Source organism: Streptococcus infantis, from assembly GCF_047460405.1.
In the GTDB taxonomy this organism is placed as follows: Bacteria; Bacillota; Bacilli; order Lactobacillales; family Streptococcaceae; genus Streptococcus; species Streptococcus infantis_Q.
Genome location: NZ_JASHGH010000001.1, coordinates 164,627 through 176,630, shown reverse-complemented (window position 1 = coordinate 176,630; position 12,004 = coordinate 164,627). Strand labels below are relative to the sequence as shown.

Genomic DNA, 12,004 nt, shown 5'->3' with positions numbered 1-12,004 from the left:
AGAGCGTGTGTTCAAATTTGAACACGAGCAGAAAGCTTTTCTAATTACTCAATTAAAAAAGAAAGGATGGGTTAACTGTATTCGCTGAACTGAATACGGGCGGAGAACTGTGTAAAAAAGATAAACTGTCTAGCATTTACAATGCGTCGCCAGTTTCCTATTTTTACTTTGTTCTCTGTCGCCTGTCTTGTATATCAAAAAAGAAAGGTAGAGCGTGTGTTCAGATTTGAACACGAGCGGAAAGCTCGGAAAATAGATAATCTGACTGTGAAATCAGGATTTCTCGTCAGATTCCTAATTTTCAGTCGCTTTCTGGTCGCTCTTTGTATCATAAACTATGTCTATCCATATTGCTGCTAAGCAGGGTGAAATTGCTGATAAAATTCTTCTTCCTGGAGATCCTCTTCGTGCGAAATTTATCGCTGAGAACTTTTTAGAAGATGCTGTTTGCTTTAACGAAGTCCGTAACATGTTTGGTTACACTGGGACTTACAAGGGCCATCGTGTATCTGTTATGGGAACAGGGATGGGAATGCCATCAATCTCCATCTATGCGCGTGAATTGATTGTCGATTACGGTGTGAAGAAATTGATCCGTGTCGGAACTGCTGGTTCTTTGAATGAGGATGTTCACGTCCGTGAATTGGTCTTGGCGCAAGCAGCTGCTACCAACTCAAACATCATCCGTAACGACTGGCCACTATATGATTTTCCACAAATCGCTAGCTTTGATTTACTAGATAAAGCCTACCATATCGCCAAAGATCTTGATATGACCACTCACGTTGGTAATGTCTTGTCTTCAGATGTCTTTTACTCAAATTACTTTGAGAAGAATATCGAACTTGGTAAGTGGGGAGTGAAAGCAGTGGAGATGGAAGCAGCAGCCCTTTACTATCTTGCTGCCCAACACCATGTTGATGCTCTTGCCATTATGACGATTTCTGACAGCTTGGTTAACCCAGAAGAAGACACTACAGCTGAAGAACGCCAAAATACTTTCACAGATATGATGAAGGTTGGTCTAGAAACTTTGATTGCTGACTAAAGTTAGATTCCATTCATGTGATTACTCTTGTTCTCAAAATGATAAGCATGTTCATTGCTTCAATCCTATAATAGATGAGAATAAGGATTTTGAAGAAAGTCAAATTATGTCAAAGGACCAAAAGTAGTCAGTTTAACATTTAAATCATAATCAAATAAAGTTGAAAGCCTAGTTGACAGAAGCTAAAGGTTTTCAACTTTTTTAGAACAAAAGGCTTAAGGAGGGGTGAAATGGATAAAATTGAACAACTACAAGGTATCATTGACCAAAGTCAGAGAATTGTCTTTTTCGGTGGTGCAGGGGTTTCTACAGAGTCTAATATTCCAGATTTTCGAAGTTCTGATGGTGTTTATAGTCTTAAGTTGGGTCGCCATTTTACTGCCGAACAACTGGTTTCACGCACTATGTTTGAGCGCTATCCAGAGGATTTTTTTGATTTCTACAAAAAGTATCTGGTCTATCCAGATGCCAAGCCGAATTTAGCACATGATTATCTAGCATTGTTGGAAAAAACAGGCAAATTAAAGGCGATTGTGACGCAAAATATCGATAGCCTCCATGAAATGGCAGGATCTCAGAAAGTTTTGAAACTTCATGGTAGTGCAGATCGTAATTATTGTTTGGGCTGTCATCGCTTTTATGATTTGACTGCCTTTTTGGAACTTGAAGGTCCAGTTCCCTACTGCTTAGATTGTGGCAAGGTGGTCAAACCTGACGTGACCCTTTATGAGGAACCTCTGGATATGGATGTATTTAGTCGCGCAGCTCGAGCCATTCGGCAAGCAGATTTGTTGATCATTGGTGGAACTTCCTTAGTTGTTTACCCTGCAGCTAGCCTAATCAATTATTTTTCAGGGTCAAGTCTTGTCGTTATCAACAAGTCCAGCACTCCTCAAGACAGCCAAGCTGATTTAGTTATCGAAGGTAAGATTGGAGAAGTTTTTTCTAAATTGAGACAATAAAAAACTGAAAGAAGTAGGACTATACTTCCTTCAGTTTTTTTGTATCACGCCTCAGAAACTATGACCAAGATTCTCTTCATTTCTAGGAGAATTTTATTGTTGATTTATAAATTGCTCGAGTTATTTTTAATTGTTGAATAAAAGGAAAAAATGAAGACTTTCTGGATGAAAACCTTCATTTTTTAGTCAATCAGTACATGCTGATTTTAATGAAATGCTACTATATTGTTTACTTTTTTAAAGATCGCAAAAAACAATCGATCTCTGCTTGAGAATGGAGAATGCGCATCTTTTCTCCGTAAGTATTGTTTAAGTATTGGTATCTATCCTTAGCATTTTTTGTTCGACCATCCCAGAGAATCCAACGAATAAATTCCCAGTTGAATTGCTCGGGGCATCCCTTAGCCATACTTTCCCTGACCTTGCCTCGGTATGTAAGGTACCGTTTAAAGGCTCGAAAGAGACAGGTTAATGGCGAAAAATTGAGAAAGATGATTTGGTCAGCTTCCTGCATTCTTTCCTCGTAATAGCACCAAGAATAATTCCCATCAATGACCCAAGCTTCATGCTTGGTGAGAAAGCTTTTCATCTCGGTCAACATCCATTCGCGGTCACTGTCTTGCCAACCAGGTTGAAATTGGAGTGTATCCATGTGAAGTTTTGGGATGGAGTAGTAGAGAGATAACTTTTCAGCTAGCGTTGACTTACCAGCACCAGAATATCCGATAATTGCGATTTTCATAATAATCTCCAGAATAATGTGCACAAAAAAAGCTCCGAGGAGCTCATTTTGTATGCAGTTAATGATTAACCAAGTTTAGCAGCAAGACGTGCTTTATCACGGCTTGCTTTGTTTTTGTGGATCAAACCTTTAGTTTCTGCTTTATCGATAGCTGAGCTGGCAGCACGGTAAAGTTCTTCAGATGGGTTTGCTTCAAAAGCTTTGATAGCAGTACGCATAGCTGATTTTTGAGCTGAGTTTTTTTCGTTTTGTTTAACGTTCAATTCAGCGCGTTTGATAGCTGATTTAATGTTTGCCAATGTTCTTACCTCCATTTTTACTAACTATACCATTATATCTGAAAACTTACGTTTTGACAAGGGAAAATTATTTTTTTAAGTAAATTTCATCAATTTCGTGATTTTTAGATTTATGGAGAATGACCTCTGCACGATTTCGTGTTGGTTCAATGTAATTCTGGAGATTGGTTAGGTTGATACTGGTCCAAACCTGGTGGGCAAAATCCTTGACTTCACTAAGGGGAAGTTGAGTGAAACGGTAGTAATAGCTGCCTGGATCATCCTGAGCAAAGCTAAGAAGTTTTAAGAAACGATCCAAATACCAGCTTTCAATGTCCTCGACTGCGGCATCGACATAGATTGAAAAGTCAAAGAAATCAGTAATATAGAGACGGGCATTATGAGGATTTTGGAAAACGTTGATACCCTCAACAATGACAAAATCAGCGGCTTCTACTCGTTGTTTTTGACCAGGGACAATATCATAGATTTCATGGGAATAAACAGGTATATCAACATCCTGCCCATTTTTGAGTTGGTCTAGGAAATTGAGCAAAGCTTCCATGTCGTAGCTCTCTGGAAAACCCTTGCGGTTGAGAATGTCTTGCTCAATTAAGACACTATTTGGGTATAAAAAACCATCCGTAGTAACTAGCTCAACACTTGCTTCAGGAACGATACGAGAAAGCAAAATTTGCAAGAGACGACTAGTGGTTGATTTACCGACAGCGACACTTCCTGAAACTCCAATAATAAAGGGCTGTTTTTTACTCTCTCTTTGAAGGAAAATGCCTTTTGAGAAGGCAAGGTCTTCTTTGGAACGTTTGTAAATCTGAATCAGATGTGCCAGTGGCAGATAGATATCTGTAACGTCTTGAAGACTAATCTGGTCATTAAAACTTTTGATAGAATCCAGTTCTTCCTCAGTTAATGGCGGTGTGGATTTGCGATGCAGGGATTGCCAAGTTTCGCGGTTTATCTTTTCAAAATGTAAAAATTCGTTGGTCATTTGTTTTCCCCTAGATATTTTGTCTATCATACCATAAAAAGCTAAAAAAATAAAGCGGTTTCTTGAATGTGATAAGTCAGTAGTATATACTATAAGTAGATAGAGAATGAACAATTTATTGATGAAGTAGGAGCTGATTTCTCCTGATTTTATCAGCTAATAAAGGGGGCTTTTTAGTTCACAACTCATAGGAGGTGTACTATGAAAATCTTAAAAAATTACATATTGGAACTCTGTTTTATTTTAAGTTTTGCTTTACCTTTTATAAAAGGAGTCAATGTGGATAATGGTAGACGTTTTGTGGAAATTTATTACGGTTTTACATTTTTAATGGATTATGCCATTGTAACAACTATTTTCATTTGTTCACTCCTCATTGCATGGTTGTTAAGGAAAGGTTGGACAAAATTCCTTGCTGCTGGTAGTTATCTATTTTTGATTTTGTGGATTGCTACAGAGGGTTATTTATTCCGCATGTCAATAGAAGATTTGATACGCCTGTGGACAAGTTTGGAAATCCTGACACAAACTTATCAGTTGGGCTTTTATCTAAACATCTTCTTGGGAATCCTGTTGATAATTAAGTATTTGAAGGTGAAGCAATAGTAATCAAAATGCGTCTGATTATAGACAATAAATTTGTTGTTTTATCCTGACTGTGATACCTTATAGCTCCCAATGACTTGTCATTCGTTTCCAATAATTGATAGAGATTGAAGAAAAGCGCTTTCTTTGTTAAAATATAAGGGGGAAAACCTATAAAGGAGGTGTTAAGATGAAAGCTAGATTAAGAGAAAAGGCGCTGGTTTTTATCAGTCTATTTGTAGTTGTTTTATGGTTATCACCAAACTGGGTGAATTTCTCCTTTACGATAGGAACTCAGAGCCATAACTGGACCACTTTTGTTTTGTTTATCTTATTGCCCCTCATAGGTCTTGGCTACCTTGTGCTAGCTTTCTTTAAAAGAAAGTGCTGGCTCTTCTTTTTTGGTCTTGCTTGCATTTTTGCTTTTCCGATTACCATGGCAGTTGGGAGCTTTTTACTAGGTCCCTAATGTTAATCCGAATTTATATTATTTTTGAGAAAATACAATATGATTTAAGGGCTTGCTATCTTTGTAAACGATTTACAAATAACTTATTTTTATGGTAAAATAGTGTCATGAGTAAAATGTATTATGCAGAAAATCCAGATGCAGCCCATGATATTCATGAGCTTAGAGTTGAGCTACTTGGGCAAAAGATGACCTTTTTGACAGATGCGGGTGTCTTTAGTAAAAAAATGATTGACTTTGGAAGTCAGTTATTACTAAGATGTCTAGATGTCGAAAAAGATGAAAAAATTCTTGATGTTGGTTGTGGCTATGGTCCGATAGGCTTGTCTTTGGTTAAGGCTTATGGTGCCCAAGCAACGATGGTGGATATCAATAATCGTGCCCTGGATTTAGCCCAGCAAAATGCAGTAAAAAACAAGGTTCAAGCGACTATCTTCCAGTCTAATATTTATGAGCAGGTAGAAGGACAATTTAATCATGTCATTTCGAATCCGCCCATTCGTGCAGGCAAGCAGGTCGTTCATGAAATCATCGAAAAAAGTATAGACTTTCTAGTTGACGGTGGAGATTTGACTATCGTTATCCAGAAAAAACAAGGAGCTCCTAGTGCCAAAAGTAAGATGGAAGATGTATTTGGCAATTGCGAGATTGTAAAAAAAGATAAGGGATATTATATCCTTAGAAGTGTGAAAGAATGAGAGTAGTAGATCTAATCCAGAAAAAAAGAGACGGACAAGAACTCAGTTCCAGTGAAATCCAATGGTTGATTGAAGGCTATGTGGCAGGAACTGTTCCTGACTACCAGATGTCAGCATTTGCCATGGCAGTTTACTTCCAAGGAATGACCACGAGAGAAATTTCTGATTTAACCATGAATATGGTTAAGACAGGCCAGGAGTTTGATTTGTCAGCTATAGATGGTGTCAAGGTTGATAAACACTCTACGGGTGGTGTTGGTGACAAGGTAACTTTAATCCTAGCACCCTTGGTAGCCAGTTTTGATGTCCCAGTTGCTAAGATGAGTGGTCGAGGTTTGGGACACACAGGTGGAACAATTGATAAATTAGAATCCATCAAAGGTTTTCAGATTGAACGCAGTCAGGATGAATTTATCAAACAAGTTCAAGAAATTAGAGTTTCAGTTATTGGGCAATCCGATCAACTAGTTAAGGCGGATAAGCTTCTATATGCCCTTCGGGATGTGACAGCAACAGTTGATACCATTCCCTTGATTGCTAGTTCGGTCATGAGTAAAAAAATTGCTGCTGGAGCTGATGCTATCTTACTTGATGTAACAGTGGGTGAAGGTGCCTTTATGAAGACAGTTGATGAGGCACGCCAACTGGCTCAAACCATGGTAAACCTTGGTAAGGCTGTAGGTCGCAAGACAGTAGCAGTCATTACGGATATGAGTCAACCTTTAGGACGTGCCATTGGTAACCGTTTAGAAATCCTAGAAGCTCTGGAAATTCTTCAAGGTAAAGGCCGTCAAGATATTAGCCACTTTATCTGTGAGTTGGCCCAGATTATGCTATCATTAGCAAATGTTGAAAAAACTATTGAGGAAGTAAGGCAACATCTTGAAAATGGTAAAGCTCTCAAGAAATTCGAAGAGATGGTTCTAGCTCAGGGTGGAGACCTAGGAGACCTCTATCGTCCAGTAAAAGTTGACCATGTAGTTGATATTCTTGCTCAAGAGGATGGTGTTATCGTAGAACTTCCAGCCATGGAGTTTGGTCTTTTTGCCATGAGATTGGGTGCTGGTCGTGCCGTTAAAACAGATGCTCTTGACTATGAGACAGGGATTGTTTTTGAGAAGAAAGTTGGAGAATCAGTCAAAAAGGGTGAAATTGTTGCAAAAGTATATGCAAATGGCAAAATTTCTCCGGAACTAGTTACAGATTTCCAAAATTATGTTAAAATTAAGATAAGTGATGAAGCGATAAAAACGCGTGAAATCATTGAAATCATCTCCTAATTTAAGGAAAAAACGAAATGAAACTAAATAAATACATTGATCATACGCTTTTAAAGCAAGATGCTACCGAACAGCAAATCGATCGTTTGCTATCTGAAGCAAGAGAGTACGATTTTGCCAGTGTTTGTGTCAATCCTTGCTGGGTTTCGCATGCAAAAACTGCACTCGTAGATACTGATGTCAAGGTTTGTACAGTAGTGGGATTCCCTCTTGGAGCTACAACTTCAGCTGTCAAAGCTTATGAAACCAAAGAAGCAATCCAAAATGGTGCTGACGAAATTGATATGGTTATCAATGTTGGAGCACTCAAGTCTGGGAATGCTGATTTAGTTGAGTCAGATATTCGAGCAGTTGTTGAAGCAAGTGGAGACAAACTGGTTAAGGTTATTATTGAGGCTTGTTTGTTAACTGATGAAGAAAAAGTTCTAGCTTGTCAGCTAGCTCAGAAAGCAGGAGCAGACTTTGTCAAGACGTCAACAGGCTTCTCAACAGGTGGTGCAACCCTATCGGATGTTAAATTAATGCGCCAGACAGTTGGAGCTGATATGGGGGTTAAGGCTGCTGGTGGAGCTCGTTCTTATGCAGATGCTGTTGCCTTTGTTGAAGCTGGAGCTACTCGTATTGGAACATCTTCTGGTGTAGCAATCTTAAAAGGAGAGTTAGCAGATGGCGACTACTGAATTGATTGACTTAGCGATTGAGACTAGTAAAAAAGCTTATGTACCCTATTCACACTTTCCAATCGGTGCCGTTTTGGTTGCTAAGGATGGATGCGTATATACAGGATGCAATATTGAAAATGCTAGCTACCCCTTGACCAACTGTGGTGAGAGAACAGCTATTTTTAAAGCTGTTTCTGAAGGACAACGAGACTTTTCAGAATTGATTGTTTATGGTCAAACTGAGAAACCTATTTCTCCATGTGGAGCTTGTCGCCAAGTTATGGTCGAATTTTTTGAACAAGATCTAAAGGTGACCTTAGTTGCCAAAGATAAATCGACGGTCGAGATGACGGTCGGGGAATTACTTCCATACTCATTTACAGACTTACATTAGTCTGCGTCACTCCCTGAGTGACAAGGGTCCTTGTGACCAATCAATCCATACTTGCAACTTCGTTGCGCATCTTATTTAGGAGGTTCAGTAATGAACAAGAAACAATGGCTAGGCCTTGGTCTAGTTGCAGTAGCAGCATTTGGACTTGCTGCATGTGGTAATCGCTCTTCTCGTAACGCAGCTTCATCTTCTTCTGATGTGAAGACTAAAGCAGCTATCGTTACAGATACTGGTGGTGTTGATGATAAATCATTTAACCAATCAGCTTGGGAAGGGCTTCAAGCTTGGGGTAAAGAGCACAATCTTTCAAAAGATAATGGCTTTACTTACTTCCAATCAACAAGTGAAGCTGACTATGCTAACAACTTGAACCAAGCAGCAGGAAGCTACAACTTGATTTATGGTGTTGGTTTTGCCCTTCACAATGCAGTTGAAGAAGCAGCGAAAGAACATGCAGACTTGAACTATGTTTTGATTGATGATGTGATTAAAGATCAAAAGAACGTAGCAAGTGTAACATTTGCTGATAACGAAGCAGCTTACCTTGCAGGTGTAGCAGCAGCTAAAACTACTAAAACAAAACAAGTTGGTTTTGTAGGTGGTATGGAATCTGAAGTTATTTCTCGTTTCGCAGCTGGTTTCAAAGCTGGTGTTGAGTCAGTTGACCCATCTATCAAAGTACAAGTAGACTACGCTGGTTCATTTGGTGATGCCGCTAAAGGTAAAACAATCGCTGCAGCTCAATACGCTGCAGGTGCAGACGTAATCTACCAAGCAGCTGGTGGTACTGGTGCAGGTGTCTTCTCAGAAGCTAAATCTTTGAATGAAAGCAAAAACGAAGGCGAAAAAGTTTGGGTTATCGGTGTAGACCGTGACCAAGTTGAAGAAGGTAAATATACTTCTAAAGATGGTAAAGAATCAAACTTCGTACTTGCTTCTACTTTGAAACAAGTCGGAACAACAGTTCAAGATATCGCAAACAAAACTGAAAAAGGTGAATTCCCTGGCGGTCAAGTGATCGTTTACTCATTGAAGGATAAAGGGGTTGATCTAGTAACAACTAACCTTTCTGAAGAAGGTAAAAAAGCTGTTGAAGATGCAAAAGCTAAAATCCTTGATGGAAGTGTAAAAGTTCCTGAAAAATAATGGATGAAAGTCATTTCTTAGGGGAGCGGCCTGTGGCCGCTTCTTTAAGAATTGAGACAAAGTGTTTTGTCTCAATAGAGCTTGCTAAGTTTCTTTAGCAGGTTTTATTGAAACAAAATAAAACTCTGAAAGGAAGAGCACATGGCACACGAAAATGTCATTGAGATGCGTGAAATTACCAAAGTTTTTGGTGAATTTGTCGCTAACGACAAAATTAACCTAGAACTTCGTAAAGGTGAGATTCATGCACTTTTAGGAGAAAATGGAGCTGGTAAGTCCACTCTTATGAACATGCTAGCAGGGCTTCTAGAACCAACTAGTGGTGAAATTGTGGTTAACGGTCAAGTTGTAAAACTAGACTCGCCATCAAAAGCAGCTAGCCTAGGAATTGGGATGGTTCACCAGCACTTTATGTTGGTAGAGGCTTTCACTGTTGCTGAAAATATTATTTTGGGAAGCGAATTAACCAAAAATGGTGTTCTAGATATTGCTCGAGCAAGTCGAGAAATTCTTGAATTATCAGAGCGTTATGGACTAGCTGTAGACCCTTCTGCTAAAGTAGCAGATATCTCTGTTGGTGCTCAACAACGTGTTGAAATTTTGAAGACACTTTATCGTGGTGCCGATATTCTTATCTTTGACGAACCAACTGCTGTTTTAACGCCATCAGAAATCGATGAGTTGATGGCTATCATGAAAAACTTGGTCAAAGAAGGCAAATCAATTATCTTGATTACCCACAAGTTGGATGAAATTCGTGCGGTTTCTGACCGCGTTACAGTTATCCGTCGTGGGAAATCAATCGAAACAGTTGAGATTGCTGGTGCGACTAACGCTGACTTGGCTGAGATGATGGTGGGACGTTCTGTTTCCTTCAAAACTGAGAAGCAAGCACCACAACCTAAAGAAGTCGTTCTTTCCATCAAAGACTTGCTTGTTCATGAAAACCGTGGCGTTCCTGCTGTTAAAAATCTTTCACTCGATGTTCGAGCTGGTGAGATTGTCGGAATTGCCGGAATTGATGGAAATGGTCAGTCTGAATTGATCCAAGCTATCACAGGACTTCGTAAGATTGAGTCTGGTAGTGTGGAATTGAAAGGCCAGTCCATTGTAGGATTGCATCCACGTCAAATTACTGAACTGAGCGTTGGTCACGTTCCGGAAGACCGTCACCGTGATGGTTTGGTCTTGGAAATGATGATTTCTGAAAATATCGCTCTTCAAACCTATTATAAAGAACCTCTTAGCAAGAAGGGAATTTTAAATTATACGAATATCCTTGACTATGCAAAAAAATTGATGCAGGAGTTTGATGTTCGTGCTGCTAGTGAGATTGTTCCTGCTTCTGCCCTTTCTGGAGGAAATCAACAAAAAGCAATTATCGCTCGGGAGATTAATCGAAATCCGGATCTCCTCATCGTCAGCCAACCAACTCGTGGTTTGGACGTCGGTGCCATTGAGTACATTCACAAACGCTTGATTCAAGAACGTGATAATGGGAAAGCTGTCCTTGTAGTCAGCTTTGAACTAGATGAGATTCTAAACGTATCAGATAGAATCGCTGTTATCCATGATGGTAAGATTCAAGGGATTGTAACGCCAGAAACAACCAACAAGCAAGAACTTGGTGTCTTGATGGCTGGTGGTGAATTGGAAAAAGGAGTAGAGTGATGTCTAAAAAATTACAACAAATTTCGGTTCCCTTGATTTCTGTTATCCTTGGAATCTTGCTTGGAGCCATCGTCATGTGGATTTTTGGCTATGATGCTATTTGGGGTTATGAAGAGTTGTTCTACACAGCCTTTGGTAGTGTTCGTGGTATTGGTGAAATCTTCCGTGCAATGGGGCCATTAGTCTTGATTGCTCTTGGATTTGCAGTTGCGAGTCGTGCCGGTTTCTTTAATGTCGGGCTTCCAGGACAAGCACTCGCTGGTTGGGTTATGAGTGGCTGGTTCGCTCTTTCGAATCCAGATTTGCCACGTCCATTGTTGATTCTTGCGACAGTTGTCATTGCGTTGGTGGCTGGAGGAATCGTTGGTGCCATTCCTGGTATTTTAAGAGCTTATCTTGGAACATCTGAAGTCATCGTAACCATCATGATGAACTACATTGTTCTTTATGTGGGAAATGCCTTTATCCACCACTTCCCTAAAGAAATCATGCAAAGTACAGACTCATCTATCCGAGTAAGTGCAAATGCAACTTATCAAACACCTTGGCTTGCTGAGTTAACTGGAAACTCTCGTATGAATATTGGGATTTTCTTTGCTATCATTGCAGTTGCAGTAATCTGGTTCTTGCTTAAGAAGACAACTCTCGGTTTTGAAATCCGTGCAGTTGGTCTCAATCCAAATGCTTCTGAATACGCAGGTATTTCAGCTAAACGAACCATTATTCTATCAATGATTATCTCAGGTGCTCTTGCAGGTCTAGGTGGAGCTGTAGAAGGACTTGGTACCTTCCAAAACGTCTATGTTCAAGGTTCATCATTGGCAGTCGGATTTAATGGTATGGCGGTCAGCCTACTTGCTGCAAACTCACCAGTTGGAATTCTATTTGCAGCCTTCTTGTTCGGAGTACTTCAAGTTGGAGCCCCTGGTATGAATGCTGCTCAAGTACCATCTGAGCTTGTAAGTATTGTTACAGCCTCAATTATCTTCTTTGTCAGCGTTCACTACATCATCGAACGCTTTGTCAAACCAAGAAAACAACTTAAAGGAGGTAAATAAGG

Annotated in this window: 14 protein-coding genes; 11 read left to right on the top strand and 3 right to left on the bottom strand. The window is 39.6% G+C overall.

The window, feature by feature from the left end:
- The first annotated feature begins 337 nt into the window (after positions 1–337).
- Together deoD and QM928_RS00810 are read left to right on the top strand one after the other, a co-directional pair.
- Positions 338–1,048, top strand: coding sequence for a purine-nucleoside phosphorylase (deoD, locus tag QM928_RS00815; RefSeq protein ID WP_075231957.1), 711 nt, complete (start codon positions 338–340; stop codon positions 1,046–1,048).
- Positions 1,049–1,278: 230 nt separating this feature from the next.
- Positions 1,279–2,010: an NAD-dependent protein deacylase gene (locus QM928_RS00810; RefSeq protein WP_075231956.1), complete on the top strand. Its 732-nt coding sequence runs from the start codon at positions 1,279–1,281 to the stop codon at positions 2,008–2,010.
- A gap of 229 nt (positions 2,011–2,239) precedes the next feature.
- Here the strand turns inward: QM928_RS00810 and QM928_RS00805 are convergent, their stop codons facing one another.
- The 3 genes from QM928_RS00805 to coaA all read right to left on the bottom strand — a co-directional run bounded on the left by QM928_RS00805 (position 2,240) and on the right by coaA (position 4,039).
- On the bottom strand, positions 2,240–2,752 hold the full coding sequence (locus tag QM928_RS00805; RefSeq protein ID WP_075231955.1) for a DNA topology modulation protein: 513 nt from the start codon (positions 2,750–2,752) through the stop codon (positions 2,240–2,242).
- Positions 2,753–2,817: 65 nt separating this feature from the next.
- Positions 2,818–3,066 carry a 30S ribosomal protein S20 gene (rpsT, locus tag QM928_RS00800; RefSeq protein ID WP_029689628.1) on the bottom strand — a complete coding sequence of 83 codons (249 nt, stop codon included), beginning with the start codon at positions 3,064–3,066 and terminating at the stop codon, positions 2,818–2,820.
- 52 nt (positions 3,067–3,118) lie between these two features.
- Positions 3,119–4,039 carry a type I pantothenate kinase gene (gene coaA, locus QM928_RS00795; protein WP_414294244.1) on the bottom strand — a complete coding sequence of 307 codons (921 nt, stop codon included), beginning with the start codon at positions 4,037–4,039 and terminating at the stop codon, positions 3,119–3,121.
- Between the two features lie 201 nt (positions 4,040–4,240).
- Here coaA and QM928_RS00790 point away from each other — a divergent pair, with 201 nt between their 5' ends.
- The 9 genes from QM928_RS00790 to QM928_RS00750 all read left to right on the top strand — a co-directional run bounded on the left by QM928_RS00790 (position 4,241) and on the right by QM928_RS00750 (position 12,002).
- Positions 4,241–4,645: a hypothetical protein gene (locus QM928_RS00790; protein WP_414294243.1), complete on the top strand. Its 405-nt coding sequence runs from the start codon at positions 4,241–4,243 to the stop codon at positions 4,643–4,645.
- 169 nt (positions 4,646–4,814) lie between these two features.
- The gene (locus tag QM928_RS00785; protein WP_414294242.1) at positions 4,815–5,093 is read left to right on the top strand and encodes a 1,4-dihydroxy-2-naphthoate prenyltransferase; all 279 of its coding nucleotides are present in this window, start codon (positions 4,815–4,817) and stop codon (positions 5,091–5,093) included.
- Positions 5,094–5,200: 107 nt separating this feature from the next.
- The gene (locus QM928_RS00780) at positions 5,201–5,791 is read left to right on the top strand and encodes a class I SAM-dependent methyltransferase (RefSeq protein ID WP_414294241.1); all 591 of its coding nucleotides are present in this window, start codon (positions 5,201–5,203) and stop codon (positions 5,789–5,791) included.
- Positions 5,788–7,071, top strand: a complete 1,284-nt coding sequence (locus QM928_RS00775; protein WP_075231951.1) for a pyrimidine-nucleoside phosphorylase — start codon at positions 5,788–5,790, stop codon at positions 7,069–7,071. Before QM928_RS00780 ends, QM928_RS00775 begins: the two co-directional genes overlap by 4 nt.
- Positions 7,072–7,088: 17 nt before the next feature.
- On the top strand, positions 7,089–7,751 hold the full coding sequence (deoC, locus tag QM928_RS00770; protein ID WP_075231950.1) for a deoxyribose-phosphate aldolase: 663 nt from the start codon (positions 7,089–7,091) through the stop codon (positions 7,749–7,751).
- A complete protein-coding gene (locus QM928_RS00765; protein WP_414294240.1) occupies positions 7,738–8,127 on the top strand; it encodes a cytidine deaminase in 390 nt (129 codons plus the stop codon). The genes deoC and QM928_RS00765 overlap by 14 nt, the downstream gene beginning before the upstream one ends.
- 90 nt (positions 8,128–8,217) lie before the next feature.
- Positions 8,218–9,273, top strand: coding sequence for a BMP family lipoprotein (locus QM928_RS00760; protein ID WP_414294239.1), 1,056 nt, complete (start codon positions 8,218–8,220; stop codon positions 9,271–9,273).
- Positions 9,274–9,414: 141 nt separating this feature from the next.
- The gene (locus QM928_RS00755) at positions 9,415–10,944 is read left to right on the top strand and encodes an ABC transporter ATP-binding protein (RefSeq protein WP_414294238.1); all 1,530 of its coding nucleotides are present in this window, start codon (positions 9,415–9,417) and stop codon (positions 10,942–10,944) included.
- On the top strand, positions 10,944–12,002 hold the full coding sequence (locus QM928_RS00750) for an ABC transporter permease (protein ID WP_414294237.1): 1,059 nt from the start codon (positions 10,944–10,946) through the stop codon (positions 12,000–12,002). Before QM928_RS00755 ends, QM928_RS00750 begins: the two co-directional genes overlap by 1 nt.
- Positions 12,003–12,004: the final 2 nt, after the last annotated feature.

What these genes read in the sequence shown, in the direction of transcription:
- QM928_RS00790 (WP_414294243.1), top strand. Translation starts at nt 4,241, where the DNA reads ATGAAAATCTTAAAAAATTACATATTGGAACTCTGTTTTATTTTAAGT.
- QM928_RS00755 (WP_414294238.1), top strand. Translation starts at nt 9,415, where the DNA reads ATGGCACACGAAAATGTCATTGAGATGCGTGAAATTACCAAAGTTTTT.
- coaA (WP_414294244.1), bottom strand. Translation starts at nt 4,039, where the DNA reads ATGACCAACGAATTTTTACATTTTGAAAAGATAAACCGCGAAACTTGG.
- QM928_RS00810 (WP_075231956.1), top strand. Translation starts at nt 1,279, where the DNA reads ATGGATAAAATTGAACAACTACAAGGTATCATTGACCAAAGTCAGAGA.
- QM928_RS00785 (WP_414294242.1), top strand. Translation starts at nt 4,815, where the DNA reads ATGAAAGCTAGATTAAGAGAAAAGGCGCTGGTTTTTATCAGTCTATTT.
- QM928_RS00750 (WP_414294237.1), top strand. Translation starts at nt 10,944, where the DNA reads ATGTCTAAAAAATTACAACAAATTTCGGTTCCCTTGATTTCTGTTATC.
- QM928_RS00765 (WP_414294240.1), top strand. Translation starts at nt 7,738, where the DNA reads ATGGCGACTACTGAATTGATTGACTTAGCGATTGAGACTAGTAAAAAA.
- rpsT (WP_029689628.1), bottom strand. Translation starts at nt 3,066, where the DNA reads ATGGAGGTAAGAACATTGGCAAACATTAAATCAGCTATCAAACGCGCT.
- QM928_RS00760 (WP_414294239.1), top strand. Translation starts at nt 8,218, where the DNA reads ATGAACAAGAAACAATGGCTAGGCCTTGGTCTAGTTGCAGTAGCAGCA.
- QM928_RS00780 (WP_414294241.1), top strand. Translation starts at nt 5,201, where the DNA reads ATGAGTAAAATGTATTATGCAGAAAATCCAGATGCAGCCCATGATATT.
- QM928_RS00805 (WP_075231955.1), bottom strand. Translation starts at nt 2,752, where the DNA reads ATGAAAATCGCAATTATCGGATATTCTGGTGCTGGTAAGTCAACGCTA.
- deoD (WP_075231957.1), top strand. Translation starts at nt 338, where the DNA reads ATGTCTATCCATATTGCTGCTAAGCAGGGTGAAATTGCTGATAAAATT.
- deoC (WP_075231950.1), top strand. Translation starts at nt 7,089, where the DNA reads ATGAAACTAAATAAATACATTGATCATACGCTTTTAAAGCAAGATGCT.
- QM928_RS00775 (WP_075231951.1), top strand. Translation starts at nt 5,788, where the DNA reads ATGAGAGTAGTAGATCTAATCCAGAAAAAAAGAGACGGACAAGAACTC.